Raw genomic sequence first — 19,497 nt, forward strand, 5'->3', positions numbered from 1 at the left:
GGACTTCACCGACCCGGTCGACGCCTTCCACACCCTGTGGTTCAGCGGGGCCGCGCTGGGTGGCGGGGCTGCCGGGGCCGGTGCCGGCGGCGGCGGAGAGGGCTTCGGCGAGGCCGCCGAGTTCCACGTGGACCACGACGACCGGCTTGTCGGGGGCGGTGGCGTGGGCGGTGCGCAGGGCGGCGCCGAGCGCCTCCCCGTCGGGGCGTTCGGGGACGCCGTCGGCGCCGACCCAGGGGATGGCGGTGACCACCACGGCGTCGCAGCCGTCGTCGGCGAGGGCGGCGGCGAGCGCGGCCCGGAAGTCCTCGGGGGTGGCGTCGGTGGTGAGGTCGCGGGGCGGCAGCGGGCGCAGGCCCTGGGAGAGGCAGGCGTCGTAGCTGAGCAGGCCGAGCGACTCGGAGTTGCCGAGGATGGCGACGCGGGGCCCCGCGGGGAGCGGCTGCCCGGCCAGGAGGAGGCCGACGTCGACCAGTTCGGTGACGGTGTCCACCCGGATGACGCCGGCCTGGCGCAGCAGGGCGGAGACGGTGGCGTAGGGCAGCCGGGTGACGGGGGCGGGGTGGCCGGTGGGGGTGATACCGCTGTGCCGGGCGCCCTGGACGACGACCAGCGGCTTGGCGGCGGCGGTGCGGCGGGCGAGGCGGGTGAACTTGCGGGGGTTGCCGATGGTCTCCAGGTACATCAGCGCGACGTCGGTGTGCGGGTCGTCGTACCAGTACTGCATGACGTCGTTGCCGGAGACGTCGGCGCGGTTGCCCGCCGAGACGAAGGTGGAGACGCCGGTCGGGTTGGGGACGCCGTCGGCGCCGCCGCCGTCGCGGTGGAGGGCGGAGAGCAGGGCGATGCCGATGGCGCCGGACTGGGTGAACAGGCCGACGCGGCCGGGCACGGGGAGTTCGGGGGCGAGGGAGGCGTTGAGCCGGGTCTCGGGGGTGGTGTTGATGACGCCGAAGGCGTTGGGGCCGATGACCCGCATCCCGTACGAGCGGGCCTGGCGGATCAGGGCGCGCTGGCGCTCGCGGCCCTCGGGGCCCTGTTCGGCGTAGCCGGCGGAGATCACCACGAGGCCCTGGACGCCGTGCTCGCCGCACTCCGCGACCGCCTCGGGCACCCGTTCGGCGGGGACGGCGATGACGGCGAGGTCGACGGGTTCGGCGATGTCGCGCACCGAGCGGTGGGCGCGGACGCCCTCGACGGTGTCGCCGGTGTCGGGGAAGCCCTGGTTGACGGCGTGGACCGGGCCGGTGAACCCGGCCTCCCGGATGTTGCGCAGGATGCTGCGGCCGACCCCGCCGAGGGTGCGGCCCACCCCGACCACGGCGACCGAGCCGGGGGCCAGCAGCCGCTGGACCGAGCGGGCCTCGGCGCGCTGTTCGCGGGCGTGCTGCACGGCGAGCGAGCGGTCGGTGGGCTCCAGGCCGAACTCCAGACGGACGACGCCGTCCTCGAAGCTGCGCTTCTGCTGGTAGCCCGCGTCGGTGAAGACCTTGATCATCTTGGTGTTGGCGGGGAGCACCTCGGCGGTGAAGCGCCGGATGCCGCGCTCGCGGGCGACCGCCGCGATGTGCTCCAGCAGGGCGGAGGCGACACCCCGGCCCTGGTGCGCGTCCTGGACGAGGAAGGCCACCTCGGCCTCGTCGGCCGGGGCGGAGGCGGGCATGCCCCGGTCGTCGATCCGGTCGTAGCGCACGGTGGCGATGAACTCGCCGCCGATCGTCACGGCCAGCCCCACCCGGTCGACGTGGTCGTGGTGGGTGAAGCGGCGCACGTCCTTGGCCGAGAGGCGCGGGTACGGGGCGAAGAACCGGTAGTACTTCGACTCGTCCGAGACCTGCTCGTAGAAGCTCACCAGGCGGTCGGCGTCGTCGGCGGTGATGGGCCGGATGCGCGCGGTGCCGCCGTCGCGGAGGACCACGTCGGCCTCCCAGTGGGCGGGATAGGCGTGCTGGTCCGACGGGGTGTCCATGGGAGCAGCGTACGGGTCGCGGAGCCGTCGGGCACGGGGCAGGCTGGGCCATGTTCCGCGGGCCGGATGTCCCTGGCGGGGTCGTCCGGAGCGGTGTGCGAGTCTGGTCTAGACAACATCGTCCGATTCGTGAAGGGCAGCTTCAACATGGCTGAGCGCCGCGTCAACGTCGGCTGGGCCGAGGGCCTGCACGCCCGTCCCGCTTCCATCTTCGTCCGGGCCGCCACCGCCTCCGGCATCCCCGTGACCATCGCCAAGCCGGACACCGCCCCGGTCAACGCCGCCTCGATGCTGGCCGTCCTCGGCCTAGGCGTCCAGGGCGGCGAGGAAATCGTCCTCTCCGCCGACGCGGACGGCGGAGAGGCCACCCTGGAGCGGCTGGCGAAGCTGGTCGCGGAGGGGCTGGACGAGCTTCCGGAGACTGTTTGAGTTCGGGCGTTACGCCCGGCGCGCGACGGGGCTGGGCGGGGTCGGGTTCCCGGGCCCGGGGGGGGCGTCGCGTTCCTTGTGGCGGGGCGAGAGGGGCGGCCGGTGGGCCTTGCCTGGGCTCGCCTCGGGGGCATGCTCCCGGCTTGGCAGGACCGGGCAGGGGAGCTTCCGGGTGCGGGTGCGGGGGCGCTGCCTGCCGCGAGCACGTGGCAGAGGCGTTTGCGGGGGTTGCGTGACCGCTTGCCGGGGAGGCGGGGGCGGGGCCAGCGGTGGGTGGGCGCTCCTGACTGGGGCGCGCGGGGGGCCGAGGACAGCCTGACGGGCTCGTGGGCGGGCCACGTCGTGCGCCTTGGGCATACGGTCGGTGAGCAGGGGCGCTGTGGAGTGAAGGCCCCCGACACGTTTTGCAGAAGTCCTCTCCGGTGGCGCCCAGTTCGCCTCTTCCTACCCGATGGACGCTTAGGTCGGTCGAGGATGCGGCTCCTTCTCATCGCAGGGATACGACCATGGCTCTGCGGGGCTCAAGGGCGCGGGCTCCTCATGGCCAGTGCGTTGCAGCCCGGGAGGCTCGCCCCCGCACTTGCGGGGAGCAGGAAGCCGCCGCGCTCCTCGCGCACTGCTCCGGGGGCTCACCCCCGCACTCGCGGGGAGCAGGAGGTCTCTCCGGAGACCGCCCGGTTCAACCTGGGCTCACCCCCGCACTCGCGGGGAGCAGACCAGGATCGCCCCGGCCGCCCAGGCGCGGTCGGGCTCACCCCCGCACGCGCGGGGAGCAGTCTCCCTGACCTGCATCTTCACCTCGGCAAGTCGCCGTTCCACGCCAACTTCGCCATGTCCGCCACCCTAGCCTCCGCCGCCCGCATCCCTCCCCCGCCGCCTTGCTTTCGCCGCAGAGCACTGCATGCATAGCCATCCCGGTCATCGGCCGGTAGAAGCACCAAGCCCCGGCGCCACTGCCTGAGCCTGCCTACCTTGGGCGCTGGGGATGGTCCCGATCGTGGCCGCGCGACCCGTCTCCGCAAAGGCGATCTGCCCAGCCAACCCCGAAGCGGAGTCGAGCGGAGTCGAGAAGAGCACCCGACAGGCCAAGCCCGCTGACAGCAGGGCCCTCCCCCAGCTGCCCCCAAGCACCGCCCATGAAGAAGCTAGCCGGGACAGAGAGTTCGTGGCAGCCGAGTCGCCACCTCCACAAAGCAACCCGGAGCGCGGCCCCGTCACAGCCGATGCTTCATCCAGCGGCCCGGCCCTGTGAGCCTGAGCCTTGCTCGTGGCCCCCGCGTGGAGACACCTCGGGGCGGAGAAGGTCGGGTGCCCCACGCCCCGAACGTACAAGCCCCGGCCCAGCCACGACGCGATCAGAAGAGCCGGCGGTCCAGGAGATCCGGCCACGGAGGTCCCGCGGAGCCGGTGCAGGCCGCCGGGTCGGGCTCTGCCACTTCCTAGGGCGGTCGCCCCAGTTCCCCGGGGGCCGGCTCCCTCCACCGGGGAGAGGTACTCCTCAGAGCCGTCGGGCTCACCGAGGGGCGCCGAGTTGGTGACGTGAACGCCGTAGCGGTGAAGGGTGGTGAAGGGTGTCCAGCCACGGTCGGTCCCCGAGTTGGCGAAGCGCGTCTCTCCGTCCGGCAGGACGAAGGGGCCGGGCCGGTCCCCGGTTCGACACCGAACGAGGACCGCTCGGCCGGGGGGGCATCGGGGTCCGCCCCCTCGGTCAGCCGGTGAAGCGGGCCACCCGAGGCGAGCAGGGACGGGGCGGCTTCGCGTGGCGTCGTCACGTGCTCGATGCGGCGTGGAGCGACCGGGATGCCGGTCTCGGCGAGTTGGGCCTTCATGGCGTCAGGGATGGACTGGCCGGCCATGTCCTCGCGCCGCAGCCGAGTGACACGCGCGGGACGTGCCCGTGAGGTCGGCGGATCGTACGTCGCTGCCCTGCGGCCCTTGCCCGAGCGCGGGACGCACCGTGTTTCGGTGACTTCCGGTGGAGCCCGGCGGAATTCGCGCACCACGAATTTCCCCGTTGCCCCGCACGCCGATATCGCGCGCCCCGGAGGGGGAATTCCCGCCGACCGGAGCCACCGAAGGCGCACACTCGGGAATTCGCTGTTCTTTGTATACGGTGGCCGTGTTAATTCCGGCCGCCCGGAATGTTGACGGCATGTTGCGAAGTCCTCACTCCGGTGGTCCGGGAGCCGAAGCGGAGGCGGTGGACCGCTGTCGCGCGTTCGGCGTGCTGGGCGGTGAGGGCGCGGGCGCGTTCGGCGTCGCCGCGGGCCACCGCGTCGACGATGGCGCCGTGCTCGGCCCAGGACTCGGCGGGGGCGGCGGGCGGGTCGACCGCGTACATCCACGTGACTTTCTGGCGGAGCTGGGTCAGCAGGGCGGTGAGGCCGGGGCTGCCCGAGGCCTGGGCGAGGGTCTCGTGGAACCAGGCGCCGAGCGACCGCAGATCCTCGCCCTCGCCCAGCCTGGCACGCTCCTGGCCCAGCCTGACCAGGCCGCGCAGGACCTTCAGGTGGGCCTCGGTGCGGCGGCGGGCGGCGCGGGCGGCGCCCAGGGGCTCCAGGAGCATGCGGATCTCCAGCAGGTCGGCCGCCTCCTGCTCGGTCGGCTCGGCGACGCAGGCCCCGGCGTGCCGGCGGGTGACGACGAACCCCTCGGCCTCCAGGGTGCGCAGCGCCTCGCGGACGGGGACGCGGGAGACGCCGTAGCGGCGGGCGAGCTGCTCCTCGGTGAGGCGGGAGCCGCGCTCGTGCACACCGGAGACGATGTCCTCCCTGATCGCGGTGCATACCGATTGCGCGGGAATACCCATACCCATCCTCCGCCCGTGACCCGCGAAAGCGCGGTCGTCCTGTGCTCTTCCGCGACTCTATGACAGGACGGAGTATTTTCCGACGGCGCCAGGTAATTCATGGATATCTTTTGGCCGGAAAGCGATAGCGGGGCGGAGGCGTCCGGGTATGCCGAAGGCCCCGGTCCGGGGGGATTCCGGGGCCGGGGCCTTCGGGGAAGCGACTCGCGCGGGTGCGTCTGTCAGACGTCGACGCCGTGGCCGCGCAGGTAGGCGACGGGGTCCATGTCGGTCCCGTAGTCGGCGCCGGAGCGGGCCTCGAAGTGCAGGTGCGGGCCGGTGGAGTTGCCGGTGGAGCCGGAGACGGCGATCTGCTGGCCCGGGGTGACGGTCTGGCCGACCGAGACGGTGGCCGAGGCCAGGTGGCCGTACTGGGTGTAGGTGCCGTCGTGCATCTGGATGACGACCTCGTTGCCGTAGGCGCCGCCCCAGCCGGTCTCGACCACGGTGCCGGCGCCGACGGCGCGGACGGCGCTGCCGGCGGGGGCGTGGAAGTCGACGCCGGAGTGGCTGCCGGAGGACCAGAGGCTGCCGCCGGTCTGGTAGCCGGTGGAGACGTAGGAGCCCTCGACGGGCAGGACGTAGCGGTTGAGGCGCTCGCGTTCGGCGGCGCGGGCGGCCCGGACCTTCTCGGCCCGCTTCTTCTCGGCCTTGCGCTTGGCCTCGGCGGCCTGGAGGCGGGCGGCCTCGACGGCGGCCTGTTCGGCGGCGGCGTCCTCGGCGGCGAGCCGCTGGGCGGCCGCCTGGTCGTCGATCCGGTCGGCGAGGCTGTGGCCGATCACGATGGCCTCGGTGAAGCCGGTGTGCGCGGGGGCCTCGGCCGCTGCGGCCGGGGAGGCGAGGGTGGACACCACGCCGGTGGTGGTGAGCGCGGCGACGCCGGCCAGGCCGGCCCCGGTGCGGGCGGCCCGGCGATGGGGGCGCCGGTGCTTCCCGGTGGGACGGGTGAACGCCATGGAGCGGCTGGTCCTTTCCTTCCTTGTCGCCTACCGGGTTAGCTGACGGGTTCGGAGCAGGAAGGTCTCCTACGGGCCCCTCGTGGGAGGCGCCCGATTCACCCCTGGGACGGTGGGTCCCCGGTTCCCCGGGCTCGCGCCCTGCGGGGATTCGGCGATGACTGCCCGTTCGCCACGGATGTGGCGGGTGTGTCGGCCGGACAGCCGCAGAGACGTTAATCGGCAGTTCTGTCGCGCTACAAACCGAACGCCGCTTTTGTAGCGCACACCACAGGGCAGACGGGGCGTCACTCCCACGAAACGGACATGCCCGCAGAGGCGTGGACATGACGGAACCCCGGATACCGCTCGGGTCTCCGGGGTTCCGTCACCGGGCCGGACCGGTGCCGGTCAGCCCTTGCTGATGCCGCGTCAGCCGGTGACCACGCTGACCTCGCCGATGCCGAGCGCGCGCACCGGCTCGGCGATCCGGGAGGCGTCGCCGACCAGGACGGTGACCAGCCGGTCGGCCGGGAAGGCACTGACCACGGCGGCGGTCGCCTCGGTGGCGCCGGTCTCCGTCATCATGCGGTACAGCCGCGCCTGGAAGTCGTCCGGCAGGTGCTGCTCGACCTGGTCGGCGAGGGTGGAGGCGACGGCGGCGGCCGTCTCGTACTTGAGCGGTGCCACGCCGACGAGGTTCTGGACGGCGGTGTCCAGCTCGGCGTCGGTCAGCCCCTCGGCGGCGAGGGTGCGCAGCACCTTCCAGAGGTCGTCCAGGGCCGGGCCGGTGGACTCGGTGTCGACGGAGCCGCTGATGGCGAGCATCGCCGCGCCGGTCCCCTCAGGGGTGGAGCGGAGCACCTGGGCGAAGGACCGCACGCCGTAGGTGTACCCCTTCTCCTCGCGCAGGACGCGGTCCAGACGGGAGGTCAGGGTGCCGCCGAGGCTGTACGTGCCGAGGACCTGGGCGGGCCAGACCCGGTCGTGCCGGTCGGGGCCGACGCGGCCGATGAGCAGCTGCGTCTGGACGGCGCCGGGCCGGTCGACGATGACGACGCGGCCGGTGTCGTCGGCGGTGACCGGCGGGACCGGGTTGGGCTGCCCGGCGTCGCCCTGCCAGGCGCCGAGGCTTCCGGCGAGCAGGGCGCCGAGGTCGGTGCCCTCCAAGTCGCCGACGACGACGGCGGTGGCGGTGGCCGGGCGGACGTGCCGCTCGTAGAAGGCGCGGACGGCGGCCGCGTCGATCCGCTCGACGGTCTCCTCGGTGCCCTGGCGGGGCCGGGAGACGCGCGAGCCGGCCGGGAAGAGCTGCCGGGACAGCTCCTTGGCGGCGCGGCGGGCCGGGTTGGCCTGCTCGTGCGGGATCTCGTCGAGGCGGTTGCGGACCAGCCGCTCGATCTCGGCCTCGGCGAAGGCGGGGGCGCGCAGCGCGTCGGCGAGCAGCCCGAGCGCCTTCTCCAGCCGGGAGACCGGGACCTCCAGGGAGAGCCGGACGCCGGGGTGGTCGGCGAAGGCGTCGAGGGTGGCGCCGCAGCGCTCCAGCTCGGCGGCGAACTCCTCGGCGCTGTCCCGGTCGGTGCCCTCGCTGAAGGCCCGGGCCATGATGGTGGCGAGGCCGTCGAGCCCCTCGGGCTCGGTGTCGAGCGGGCTGTCGAGCAGTACCTCGACGGCGACGACCTGCTGGCCGGGGCGGTGGCAGGTCAGCACCGTCAGGCCGTTGTCCAGGGTGGTGCGCTCGGGGGCGGGGAAGGCCCACGGGCGGGGCGCTCCCCCGGCCGGCTGGGGGTGGAGATCCATGGCGGGGGTGATGACGTCACTCACTGGCTGCGGCCTCCTCGCCGGTCGCGGTGTCGGTCTGGTCGGCGGGGCCGGCTTCCTCGGCGGTGAGCGGCTCGTAGACGAGGACCGCGCGGTTGTCCGGGCGCAGGCGCTCGGCGGCGGCCTGGCGGACCTCGTCGGCGGTGACGTCCAGGACCCGGCCGACGGCGGTCAGGGCGAGCTGGGGGTCACCGAAGAGGACGGCGTACCGGCAGAGTTCGTCGGCGCGGCCGGCCACCGTGCCGAGCCGGTCCAGCCATTCGCGCTCCAGCTGGGCCTGGGCGCGCTCCATCTCCTCGGCGGTCGGGCCCTCGGCGGCGAAGCGGGCCAGCTCCTCGTCGACGGCGGTCTCGATGGCGGGGATCTCGACGTCCCCCGACGCCTTGACGTCCAGCCAGCCGAGCGAGGGGGCACCGGCGAGGCGCAGCAGGCCGAAGCCGGCGGCGACGGCCGAACGGTCGCGGCGGACCAGGCGGTTGTAGAGCCGGGAGGACTCGCCGCCGCCGAGGACGGTGAGCGCCACGTCGGCGGCGTCGGCGGCGCGGGTGCCGTCCTCCGGGAGGCGGTAGGCGGCCATCAGAGCACGCGCGGGCACCTCCTCGCGGACCACCTCGCGCAGCTCGCTGCCGATGGTGTCGGGCAGCGAGCCGTCGCGCGGCGGGCGCTTGCCCTCGTGGCCGGGGATGGAGCCGAAGTACTTCTCGATCCAGGCGAGCGTCTGCCCGGGGTCGATGTCGCCGACGACGGAGAGCACGGCGTTGTTCGGCGCGTAGTACGTGCGGAAGAACTCCCGGGCGTCCTCCAGCGTCGCCGCGTCGAGGTCGGCCATGGAGCCGATCGGCGTGTGGTGGTAGGGGTGGCCCTCCGGGTAGGCGAGGGCGGTGAGCTTCTCGAAGGCGGTGCCGTAGGGCACGTTGTCGTAGCGCTGGCGGCGTTCATTCTTGACGACGTCGCGCTGGTTCTCCATCGACTCGTCGTCCAGGGCCGTCAGGAGGGTGCCCATGCGGTCGGCCTCCAGCCAGAGGGCGAGCTCCAGCTGGTGGGCGGGCATGGTCTCGAAGTAGTTGGTCCGCTCGAAGCTGGTGGTGCCGTTGAGCGAGCCGCCGGCGCCCTGGACCAGTTCGAAGTGGCCGTTGCCCTTCACCTGGGCGGAACCCTGGAACATCAGGTGCTCGAAGAGGTGGGCGAGGCCGGTGCGGCCCTTCACCTCGTGGCGCGAGCCGACGTCGTACCAGAGGCAGACCGCGGCGACCGGGGTCAGGTGGTCCTCGGAGAGCACCACGCGCAAGCCGTTGGCCAGGCGGTGCTCGGTCGCTGTCAGGCCGCCGGAGGCGGCCCGCGCTGTGGCCGTGTCACCCATGGGCAGGTACGTCCCTTCGCTCGCGAATTCTGGAGAAGTCCTCTCCGTCCTGTCACTCTATGCAACCGTGCCGACAGGGGGCGAAGTTCCCGCCGGATGGCACACGAAGGACGGGGTGCGGTCGGGGTTGTCCGCGGCGCGGTCCACAATGGTCGGCGTCATGTCCCGACCTTGTTGGTGAAGGAGCCGCAGCAGCGATGGCCCGCCGCAGCACGAAGACCCCGCCACCGGACGACTTCGAGGAGCGCATCCTCGACATCGACGTTGTCGACGAGATGCAGGGCTCCTTCCTGGAGTACGCCTACTCGGTGATCTACTCGCGTGCCCTGCCGGACGCGCGGGACGGCATGAAGCCGGTGCACCGGCGGATCGTCTACCAGATGAACGAGATGGGGCTGCGCCGCGACCGCGGCTATGTGAAGTGCGCCCGGGTGGTCGGCGAGGTGATGGGCAAGCTCCACCCGCACGGCGACGCCTCGATCTACGACGCGCTGGTGCGCATGGCGCAGCCGTTCTCCATGCGGCTGCCGCTCGTCGACGGCCACGGCAACTTCGGTTCGCTGGGCAACGACGACCCGCCGGCCGCGATGCGGTACACCGAGTGCCGGATGGCCGACGCCACCTCCCTGATGACCGAGTCGATCGACGAGAACACCGTCGACTTCTCGCCCAACTACGACGGCCAGGAGCAGGAGCCGGTGGCGCTCCCCGCCGCCTTCCCGAACCTGCTGGTCAACGGCGCCTCCGGGATCGCGGTCGGCATGGCCACCAACATGCCCCCGCACAACCTCGGCGAGGTCGTCGCGGCCGCCCGCCACCTCATCAAGCACCCGGGCGCCGACCTGGAGACCCTGATGCGGTTCGTGCCCGGTCCCGACCTGCCCACGGGCGGGCGGATCGTCGGGCTGGGCGGGGTGCGCGACGCGTACGCCACCGGGCGCGGCACGTTCAAGATCCGTGCCACGGTCGCGGTGGAGAACGTCACCGCGCGCCGCAAGGGGCTGGTCGTCACCGAGCTGCCGTTCAGCGTCGGCCCGGAGAAGGTCATCTCCAAGATCAAGGACCTGGTCGGCGCGAAGAAGCTCCAGGGCATCGCCGACGTCAAGGACCTCACCGACCGCGAGCACGGCCTGCGGCTGGTCATCGAGATCAAGAACGGCTTCGTGCCCGAGGCGGTGCTGGAGCAGCTCTACAAGCTGACGCCGATGGAGGAGTCCTTCGGCATCAACAACGTCGCCCTGGTCGACGGCCAGCCGCTCACCCTCGGCCTCAAGGAGCTGCTGGAGGTCTACCTGGACCACCGGTTCACCGTGGTCCGCCGCCGCAGCGAGTTCCGGCGCGGCAAGAAGCGCGACCGGCTGCACCTGGTCGAGGGGCTGCTGGTGGCGCTCGTCGACATCGACGAGGTCATCCGCATCATCCGGGACAGTGAGAACAGCGCGGAGGCCCGCGAGCGCCTCATGGAGCGGTTCTCGCTGAGCGACATCCAGACGCAGTACATCCTGGACACCCCGCTGCGCCGCCTCACCCGCTTCGACCGGATCGAGCTGGAGTCCGAGCGCGACCGGCTCACCGCCGAGATCGAGGAGCTGTCGCGCATCCTCGACTCCGACGCCGAGCTGCGCAAGCTGGTCTCCTCGGAGCTGGCGGCGGTCTCGAAGAAGTACGGCACGGACCGGCGTACGGTGCTGCTGGAGTCCTCCGGCGCGGCGGCCGCGGTGCCGCTCCAGGTGGAGGACACACCCTGCCGGGTGCTGCTCTCCTCGACGGGGCTGCTGGCCAGGACCGCCGACGCCACCCCGCTGGCCGAGGCGCCGAAGCGGGTCAAGCACGACCTGATCGTCTCGGCGGTGGCGGCGACGGCGCGCGGCGAGGTCGGCGCGGTCACCTCGGCCGGGCGGCTGCTGCGGCTCCAGGTGATCGACCTGCCGCAGCTGCCGGGGACGGACACGGCGCCGAGCCTGTCGGGCGGGGCGCCGGTGGCGGAGTTCCTCACCCTGGAGGCGGACGAGCGGCTGGTCTGCCTGACCACGCTGGACGAGTCCTCGCCGGGGCTCGCGCTCGGCACGGCGCAGGGCGTGGTGAAGCGCGTGGTGCCCGACTACCCCTCGCACAAGGAGGAGTTGGAGGTCATCTCGCTGAGGGACGGCGACCGGATCGTCGGCGCGACCGAGCTGCGCACCGGCGAGGAGGACCTGGTCTTCATCACCGACGAGGCGCATCTGCTGCGCTTCCCCGCCTCGGTGGTCCGCCCGCAGGGGCGGCCGGCCGGCGGCATGGCGGGCGTGAAGCTGGGCGAGGGTGCCCGGGTGGTGTCGTTCACCGCCGTCGACCCGGCGGTGGACGCGGTGGTGTTCACGGTGGCCGGCTCGCGCGGCACGCTGGACGACTCGGTGCAGACGACGGCGAAGGTGACCCCCTTCGACCAGTACCCGCGCAAGGGCCGGGCCACCGGCGGTGTGCGCTGTCAGCGGTTCCTGAAGGGCGAGGACTGCCTGAGCTTCGCCTGGGCGGGCCCGGCGCCGGCCCACGCGGCCCAGCGCGACGGCTCCCCCGCCCCGCTGCCGGAGCTGGACCCGCGCCGCGACGGCTCGGGCCTGTCGCTGCCCAAGCCGGTCGCGGCGGCGGCCGGTCCGGTCGGCTGACGCCCGTTACCCGGGGCCGCAGGCCCTGACGGGACCGCCCCGGCGCGTGACGCGCCGGGGCGGTGGGCTTTCCGGGGGCCTTCAGGCCACGGGCTGTTCCGTCCCCGGCGCGGCGGCGCGCAGGGCTTCGGGGTCGTCCGGGTCGGCGGTGTCCTCCTCGGCACGGACGAAGCGGAGCACGCTCCACAGGTGGCGCTCCTCGGCCTCCCGCGCCGCGTCGCGGCAGCCCTCCAGCTGAGCGGTGAGCGCGTCGGGGTCGATGCCCGCGCCGATCAAAACGAGCTGGGTGCGGCGTTCCTCGCCGGGCTCCCAGGGGCGCGGGGCGAACCGCAGGAAGCGGCCGACGGCGTGCAGGGTGTAGACGTGGCCGGGGTCGAGCGGGCCGAAGTCGACGAACCCCTTGATGCGGTAGAGCCCTTCGGGCCGGGCGTCGAGGAGGTCCATGAGCCGGCGCGGGTGGAGCGGGGTGCCGGTGGTGAACGAGGCGCTGTCGTAGGCGGCGTGCAGGTGGCCGTCGTGATCGTCGTGGTCCTCGCGGCCGCCCCCGGGCTCGTCCTCCTCGCGGGCGTCGTCGAAGGAGAGCTGGCCGTAGCGTTCGGTCTGCGGGCGGCGGTCGAAGAGGAGTTCCGGGTCGATGCGGCCGTAGGAGGCGGGGGTGACGGCGCCGTCCCCGGCGCGTTCCCGTACGGCGGTGAGCAGCTCCGCCAACTCGGCGGGGGTGACGCGGTCGGTCTTGTTGAGGACGACGAGGTCGGCGGCGGCGAGGTGCCGGTCCAGCTCGGGGTGGCGTTCGCGGGTCGCCTCGTACTCGGCGGCGTCGACCACCTCGACGAGGCCGCCGTAGCGGATGTGCGGGTTCTCACTGGCGAGGATCATGCGGACCAGTTCGACCGGTTCGGCCAGGCCGCTGGCCTCGATGACGATGACGTCGAGGCCGGCCTCGGGACGGGTGAGCCGTTCCAGGTAGGTGTCGAGTTCGGCGACGTCGACGGCGCAGCACAGGCAGCCGTTGCCCAGCGAGACGGTGGAGCCGACCTGTCCGGCGACGGTCATGGCGTCGATCTCGATGGCGCCGAAGTCGTTGACGACGGCGCCGATCCGGGTGCCCCGGCTGCGCCAGAGCAGCTGGTTGAGGAGCGTGGTCTTGCCCGAGCCGAGGAAGCCGGCGAGGACGACGACCGGGATCTGCTGCCTGCCCACCAGGGGTCCTTTCCACCGTGCCGCTGCGCCCGCCCGCTCCGGACGGGCGTCCCAGGATACGGCGGTACGGTCCGGGCCCGGCGCCCCCACAGGCCACCGGGCCCGGCCGGTCAGGCGGCCGCCGGCTCGCGCAGCCAGACGGCGGTGTCGGAGGGCAGCGCCCCGTCGGCGCCGAGCGCTCCGCTGGCCAGCAGCAGCTCGGTGCCCTCCGGCACGGGTACGGGGCCGGCCCCCAGGTTGACCAGGCAGAGGACCCCGCCGGGGCGGCGGAAGGCCAGGACCTCCTCGGGGCTCTCCAGCCATTCCAGGGGGCCGTCGCCGAGGCCGGGGGTGGCGCGGCGCAGGGCGAGGGCGGTGCGGTAGAGGGTGAGCATGGAGGCGGGGTCGCCGTCCTGGAGGTCGGCGGCGTGCGCGGCCCAGCCGGAGGGCTGCGGCAGCCAGGGCTCGCCGGTGGAGAACCCGGCGTGCGGGGCGTCGGCGGTCCAGGGCAGCGGGACCCGGCAGCCGTCGCGGCCGGGGTCGACGCCGCCGGAGCGGGCGTGCATCGGGTCCTCGATGTGCTCGCGCGGGATCTCGGCCTCGGGCAGGCCCAGTTCCTCGCCCTGGTAGAGGTAGGTGGCGCCGGGCAGGGCGAGCGAGAGCAGGGCGGCGGCGCGGGCGCGGCGGGTGCCGAGTACGGGGTCGGTGGGGGTGCCGAACCGTTTGGCGGCGAAGTCGAAGCCGGTCTCGGCGCGGCCGTAGCGGGTGACGGTGCGGGTGATGTCGTGGTTGCAGAGCACCCAGGTGGCGGGGGCGCCGACGGGGGCGTGCTCGGCGAGGGTGTCGCGGATGGCGGCGCGCAGCCGCTCCGGCTCCCAGGGGCAACTGAGGAAGGCGAAGTTGAAGGCGGTGTGGAGTTCGTCGGGCCGCAGGTAGCGGGCGAACCGTTCGCTGTCCGGGAGCCAGACCTCGCCGACGAAGACGGCCCCGTACCGGTCGGCGACGGCCCGCCAGGAGCGGTAGATGTCGTGCAGCTCGTCGCGGTCGAGGTAGGGGTGCGGGTCCTGGCCGGGGGTGAAGTCGGGCAGGGCCGGGTCCTTGGCGGGCAGGGCGGCGGAGTCGATGCGGACGCCGGCGACGCCCCGCTCGAACCAGAAGCGGAGGATCTCCTCGTGCTCGGTGCGGACGGCCGGGTGGGCCCAGTTGAGGTCGGGCTGTTCGGGGGCGAAGAGGTGCAGGTACCACTCGCCGTCCGGGAGCCGGGTCCAGGCGGGGCCGCCGAACTCGGACCGCCAGTCGTTGGGGGCCAGTTCGCCGTGCTCGCCGCGGCCGGGGCGGAAGTGGAAGAGGTCCCGGGAGGGGCCGCCGGGGCCTTCGGCGAGGGCGGCCCGGAACCACGGGTGGGCCTCGGAGACGTGGTTGGGCACGATGTCGACGATGGTGCGGATGCCGTGCCCGGCGGCCTCCTCGATGAGCTTCTCGGCCTCGGCGAGGGTGCCGAAGGAGGGGTGGATGGCCCGGTAGTCGGCGACGTCGTAGCCGCCGTCGGCCATCGGGGAGGCGTACCAGGGGTTGAACCAGAGGGCGTCGACGCCGAGTTGCGCGAGGTAGGGCAGCTTGGCGCGGACACCGGCGAGGTCTCCGGTGCCGTCGCCGTCGGCGTCGGCGAAACTGCGTACGTACACCTGGTAGATGACGGCCGAGCGCCACCAGTCCGAGTCCGGCACGGGGGTTCCTTTCGTGCGTGTGGGGGCCGGGCAGGGTTCAGCCCTTGAGGCCGCCGGCGGTGAGCCCGCTCATGATGTTGCGCTGGAAGATCAGGAAGAGGATCAGCGTGGGCAGCGAGGCCATGGCGAGAGCGGCCAGCAGCCAGTTCTCGGGGACGCCGCTGGCCAGGGAGTAGATGCCGACGTTGAGGGTCTGCTTGCCGGGGTCGGGCAGGGCCAGCATCGGCCAGAGGAAGTCCTTCCAGACGCCGACCACGGCGAAGATGGAGACCACGCCGAGGATGGGCCGCGAGATCGGCAGCACCACCGAGCGCAGTGTCCGCATCGGGCTCGCGCCGTCGATGGCGGCGGCGTCGAGGAGTTCGCGGGGGATGGAGTCGAAGAAGCGCTTCAGCAGGAAGATGTTGAAGGCGTTGGTGACCGAGGGCAGCCAGATCACCCACGGCGTGTTGAGCAGGTTGCGCTCGAAGACGGGCAGGTCGAGCACGGTCAGGTACTGCGGTACGACCAGGACGGTCGCCGGGATCATCAGGGTGACGAGCATCGCCCCGAGGATGGCCTTGCCGAGGACGGGCCGCAGCTTGGAGAGCGAGTAGGCGGCGGCGACGTCCAGGACGAGCTGGAAGGCGAGGGCGCCGAACGCGTAGTAGAGGGTGTTGAAGAGGAGCTGGGAGAGCTCCATCACCTGCCACGCCTCGCCGTAGTTGCCGGGGTGGACGGCGTCGGGGACGAGGGTCGGCGGGATGCGCGCGAACTCCTCGGTGTCCTTCAGTCCGCTGGTCACCATCCAGTACAGGGGCCCGATGAAGACGAGCGTGAAGACGGCGACGACGAGGAACAGCACGGTCCAGTAGAGGATGCGGCCGCGGGGGCGGGAGAGCCGGGCCGGGGAGATCAGGGTGCGGGTCGTCATGGCGGCTGCCCTACTCCTGTTCGGCGCGGTTGAGGCGGACGTACGCCGCCGAGAAGCCGGCCAGCACGACCAGCAGGACGAGGCCGAGGGCGGCCGCGGCGCCGTAGTTGTTGAAGTTGAACGCGTACTGGTAGATGAGGTGGACGACGGTGGTGGTGGAGCCCTCGGGGCCGGCGCCGCCGGTGAGCAGGAACGGCTCGGTGAAGACCTGCATGGTGGCGATGATCTGCATGAGGAAGAGCAGCGAGAGGATCAGCCGGGTCTGCGGGATGGTGACGTGCCAGATCTTGCGCAGCAGGCCCGCGCCGTCCAGTTCGGCGGCCTCGTACAGCTCGCCGGGGATGGTCTGGAGGGCGGCCAGGTAGATCAGGCAGGCGCCGCCCATGTTCATCCAGGTGGAGGCGATGACCAGGGAGAGCATCGCGGTGTCGGAGGACTGGAGCCACTGCTGGGCGGGGAGGCCGAACAGCTCCAGGAGCCGGTTGAAGAGGCCGTGGCCCGGGTCGTAGAAGTACTTGAAGAGCAGGACCGAGGCGACCGGCGGGAGCATCACCGGCAGGTAGACCAGCAGCCGCAGGTAGCCGCGGGCGTGCCGGAACTCGTTGAGGACCAGGGCGATGACGAAGGGGACGACGAAGCCGAGGAGGAGCGCGAGGAGGGTGAACAGGGCGGTGTTGCGCCAGGCGAGGGCGAAGTCCGGGTCGTTGAAGACGTAGACGAAGTTGGACCAGCCGGCCCAGGAGACGACGCCGTTCTCGGTCTTCTGGAAGGCGAGGACGACCTCGCGGACCATCGGGTACCAGGAGAAGAACCCGAAGCACAGGACGGCGCCGATGAGGAAGGCGTGGGCGGTGAGGTTGCGGCGCACCGCCCGGGCGAAGGCGCCCTGGCGGGGCTCCTTCACCCGGGGCGCGCCGTCGTCCGTTCCGGCCGGGCGCCGGGTCAGGGTGGGCGTGGACGTGGGAGGGGCCATCGCTACTGGTTCGCCAGGACCTGGTTGACCTGCTGCTCGGCGGTGTCGAGGAGCTTGTCGATGTCGGCGTCCTTGTTGGTGAGGAGAGTGGACATCACCGTGTCGAGGACCTTGTAGACCTCCTGCGCCTTCGGCGGTTCGGCCTTGCCGTCGACCGGGTTGTCGGTGAAGGCGCGGAAGTTCTCGACCGGCATGGTGGCGTGGTCGGCGCGCTCCTTGTCGTCCTGCTCCTTGGCGGCGCCGGTGAAGAAGGCGGGCTGCGGCAGGCCGACCGGGAGGCCGTCGGCCTTGGTGCGGGACCACGCGAACTGGCCCTTGCCGGGGCTGAGCGTCTTGAGGTCGAGCCAGGCGACGGCCGCCTTGATCTTGTCGGACGAGATGCCCTTCTTGATCATGTAGCTGTTGCCGCCGAAGAGGGTGGCCTTCTGCCCCGGCATCGGGCCCATGCCGAAGTTGGCGTAGTCGGCGCCGAGTTGCTGCACCATGTAGGTGATGTCGTCGGGGGCGGCGAGGAACATGCCGAGCTTGTCGGTGGCCATCTGCTTCTGCAGGTCGCCCCACTTGAGCAGCTGGGTCTTGCCCATGCTGTCGTCCTTCCACCGCATGTCGTACAGGTTCTGCGCGACCCGCTTGCCGGTGGCGTCGTTGAAGGCGGCCTTGCCGTCGGGGCCGACGATCTCGCCGCCCTCGCCGTAGACGGTGGCGGTGTAGTGCCAGCCGCCGGTGTTGCCCGCGCTGTACTCGCCGAAGCCGGCTATGCCCTTGCCGAGACCGGCGATCTTGTCGGCGGCCTCGCGGACCTCCTCCCAGGTGCTGGGCGGGGTGTCGGGGTCGAGGCCGGCCTTCTCGAAGAGGCCGCGGTTGATGAGCAGGCCCATGCGGTAGTTGCTGGTGGGCAGGGCGTAGAGCTTGTCGTCCTTCTTCAGCACCTTCATGACGTCGGGGTCGATGTCGGCGAGGGCGGGGACGGTCTTCTCGTTGACGTAGGCGCTGATGTCGGCGGCGCCGTCGTTGTCGAGGACCTGGTCGAGGTCGGTGAAGTAGGCGTAGAAGACGTCCGGCTGCGACTTGGCCTTCAGCATCGCGGTGAACCGCGGCGGTTCCAGGCACTGACCGGGGGTGGAGCGGCCGTCGATGGTGATGTTCGGGTACGTCTTGTTGAACGTGGCGACGTCCTCCTTCCACTGCTTCAGCTCCGCCTTCTTGGCGGCGGGCGGCATGCAGTCGATGGTGAGCGTCAGCTTGGTCTTCGGGTCCAGCGGGGTGGCGGCGTCGGCCGAGCCACCGGGCGCGGGGTCCTGGTCACCGCTGCTGCTGGTGCCGCAGGCGGCGAGGGAGAGCAGGGTGAGGGCGGAGACGAACGTGACCGCGGTACGTCTGCGGTGCGGCGTGCTGAACCCGGAACTTCTCATCGGTGACCCCTTTAGGGCAGGAGCGTGGAAGCCCACAGCTGCCTCGCTGTGCGGCGGCGCTCACTCAACCACCGCACCCCGCCCTCCGCAAGATGTCACGCAGATTTCGCAATTACTTGACAGTTTCACGAGGCCGCGCGGCACATCCGGTACGTACCCTTCCGGCCACGCCCGGACGCGCCGCCCGCGCCCGTCTCAGCCCGCCGCCGTGCCGGCCCGGGGCGCCTGCGCGGTCGAGCCGCGGACCACCAGCTCGGGCTCGAAGAGCAGCTCCTCGCCCGGCACCGCGCTGCCGCCGATCTGCACGGTGAGCAGCTCCACGGCGGCCCGGCCCATCGCCTCGATGGGCTGGCGCACGGTGGTGAGCGGCGGCTCGGTGCAGTTCATGAAGGCCGAGTCGTCGTACCCGACCACCGAGACGTCCTCGGGCACCGACAGGCCCCGCCGGCGCACCGCCCGGACCGCGCCGAGGGCGAGGGGGTCGCTGGCGCAGACGATGCCGGTGATCCCCCGCTCCAGCAGCCGGGTGGCCGCGGCCTGGCCGCCCTCCAGCGAGAACATCGCCCGGACCACGTCGGCGTCGTCCAGCTCCGCGCCGAGCGCCTGGGCGGCGGCGCGGGCGGCGGCCAGTTTCCGCCGGGAGGGCATGTGGTCCTCGGGGCCCAGCACCAGGCCGATCCGCTCGTGGCCCAGCGAGGCGAGGTGGCGCCAGGCCTGCTCGACCGCGACGGTGTCGTCGCAGGAGACGGTGGGGAAGCCCAGTTCCCCTATGGCGGCGTTGATCAGCACCACCGGGATGTTCCGGTCGGCCAGCTGCCGGTAGTGGTCGTGCGGGGCGGCGGCCTGGGCGTAGAGACCGCCGGCGAAGACCACGCCGGAGACCTGCTGCTGGAGCAGGAGCGCCACGTAGTCGGCCTCCGAGACGCCGCCCTTGGTCTGGGTGCAGAGCACCGGGGTGAGCCCCTGCTGCGCGAGGGCGCCCCCGACCACTTCCGCGAAGGCCGGGAAGATGGGATTCTGCAGTTCGGGGAGGACCAGCCCCACCAGCCGGGCCCGTTCGCCGCGCAGCTGGGTCGGCCGCTCGTAACCGAGCACGTCCAGCGCGCTCAGCACGGCCTGCCGCGTGGAGTCGGACACCCCCGGTTTGCCATTGAGGACCCGGCTGACCGTGGCCTCGCTGACACCGACCTTCTGAGCCACCTGTGCAAGTCGTCGCGTCATGCACGCAAGATTAGCGCAAAGAATGAAAGCCGGTTGCGTCCGACCGCCCTCCCCCGCCCGCACCG

General features: G+C 72.4%; 13 protein-coding genes and 1 riboswitch. Of the genes, 2 read left to right on the forward strand and 11 right to left on the reverse strand.

The window, feature by feature from the left end; genetic code table 11:
* On the reverse strand, nucleotides 1-1,969 hold a 1,969-nt coding region (locus tag IF45_RS0128975), incomplete at its 3' end, for a GNAT family N-acetyltransferase (protein ID WP_030310480.1).
* A gap of 147 nt (nucleotides 1,970-2,116) precedes the next feature.
* Between IF45_RS0128975 and IF45_RS0128980 the strand changes: the two genes are divergently transcribed.
* Complete coding sequence (locus IF45_RS0128980; RefSeq protein ID WP_030310482.1) at nucleotides 2,117-2,398, forward strand: HPr family phosphocarrier protein; 282 nt, start codon at nucleotides 2,117-2,119, stop codon at nucleotides 2,396-2,398.
* A gap of 2,122 nt (nucleotides 2,399-4,520) precedes the next feature.
* Here the strand turns inward: IF45_RS0128980 and IF45_RS0128985 are convergent.
* The 4 genes from IF45_RS0128985 to IF45_RS0129000 form a co-directional block, all read right to left on the reverse strand.
* Nucleotides 4,521-5,207 carry a GntR family transcriptional regulator gene (locus IF45_RS0128985; RefSeq protein WP_008406666.1) on the reverse strand — a complete coding sequence of 229 codons (687 nt, stop codon included), beginning with the start codon at nucleotides 5,205-5,207 and terminating at the stop codon, nucleotides 4,521-4,523.
* Between the two features lie 221 nt (nucleotides 5,208-5,428).
* Entirely contained in the window at nucleotides 5,429-6,202 is a 774-nt protein-coding gene (locus IF45_RS0128990) for a M23 family metallopeptidase (protein WP_018469408.1), read from the reverse strand.
* A gap of 12 nt (nucleotides 6,203-6,214) precedes the next feature.
* Nucleotides 6,215-6,369: riboswitch (cyclic di-AMP (ydaO/yuaA leader) on the reverse strand.
* Between the two features lie 244 nt (nucleotides 6,370-6,613).
* A complete protein-coding gene (locus tag IF45_RS0128995) occupies nucleotides 6,614-7,981 on the reverse strand; it encodes a M16 family metallopeptidase (RefSeq protein WP_030310484.1) in 1,368 nt (455 codons plus the stop codon).
* Between the two features lie 16 nt (nucleotides 7,982-7,997).
* Nucleotides 7,998-9,362: a M16 family metallopeptidase gene (locus IF45_RS0129000; RefSeq protein WP_018469410.1), complete on the reverse strand. Its 1,365-nt coding sequence runs from the start codon at nucleotides 9,360-9,362 to the stop codon at nucleotides 7,998-8,000.
* Between the two features lie 197 nt (nucleotides 9,363-9,559).
* Here IF45_RS0129000 and IF45_RS0129005 point away from each other — a divergent pair, with 197 nt between their 5' ends.
* Nucleotides 9,560-12,007 carry a DNA gyrase/topoisomerase IV subunit A gene (locus IF45_RS0129005; RefSeq protein ID WP_010641674.1) on the forward strand — a complete coding sequence of 816 codons (2,448 nt, stop codon included), beginning with the start codon at nucleotides 9,560-9,562 and terminating at the stop codon, nucleotides 12,005-12,007.
* Nucleotides 12,008-12,088: 81 nt separating this feature from the next.
* Here IF45_RS0129005 and IF45_RS0129010 read toward each other — a convergent pair whose 3' ends face one another.
* From IF45_RS0129010 to IF45_RS0129035, 6 genes are all read right to left on the reverse strand, one after another.
* Nucleotides 12,089-13,207 (reverse strand): CobW family GTP-binding protein, encoded by a 1,119-nt coding sequence (locus IF45_RS0129010; protein ID WP_008406671.1) that lies wholly within the window; start codon nucleotides 13,205-13,207, stop codon nucleotides 12,089-12,091.
* 110 nt (nucleotides 13,208-13,317) lie between these two features.
* Nucleotides 13,318-14,913, reverse strand: coding sequence for a glycoside hydrolase family 13 protein (locus tag IF45_RS0129015; protein ID WP_030310486.1), 1,596 nt, complete (start codon nucleotides 14,911-14,913; stop codon nucleotides 13,318-13,320).
* A 37-nt stretch (nucleotides 14,914-14,950) separates the two neighbouring features.
* Nucleotides 14,951-15,826 (reverse strand): carbohydrate ABC transporter permease, encoded by an 876-nt coding sequence (locus tag IF45_RS0129020; RefSeq protein ID WP_003951312.1) that lies wholly within the window; start codon nucleotides 15,824-15,826, stop codon nucleotides 14,951-14,953.
* Between the two features lie 10 nt (nucleotides 15,827-15,836).
* Nucleotides 15,837-16,799, reverse strand: coding sequence for a carbohydrate ABC transporter permease (locus tag IF45_RS0129025; protein ID WP_030310488.1), 963 nt, complete (start codon nucleotides 16,797-16,799; stop codon nucleotides 15,837-15,839).
* Between the two features lie 2 nt (nucleotides 16,800-16,801).
* Complete coding sequence (locus IF45_RS0129030; RefSeq protein ID WP_030310490.1) at nucleotides 16,802-18,211, reverse strand: ABC transporter substrate-binding protein; 1,410 nt, start codon at nucleotides 18,209-18,211, stop codon at nucleotides 16,802-16,804.
* 195 nt (nucleotides 18,212-18,406) lie between these two features.
* Nucleotides 18,407-19,432, reverse strand: a complete 1,026-nt coding sequence (locus tag IF45_RS0129035; RefSeq protein WP_003951309.1) for a LacI family DNA-binding transcriptional regulator — start codon at nucleotides 19,430-19,432, stop codon at nucleotides 18,407-18,409.
* Nucleotides 19,433-19,497 lie beyond the last annotated feature (65 nt).

The organism is Streptomyces albidoflavus (assembly GCF_000719955.1).
In the GTDB taxonomy this organism is placed as follows: Bacteria; Actinomycetota; Actinomycetes; order Streptomycetales; family Streptomycetaceae; genus Streptomyces; species Streptomyces albidoflavus.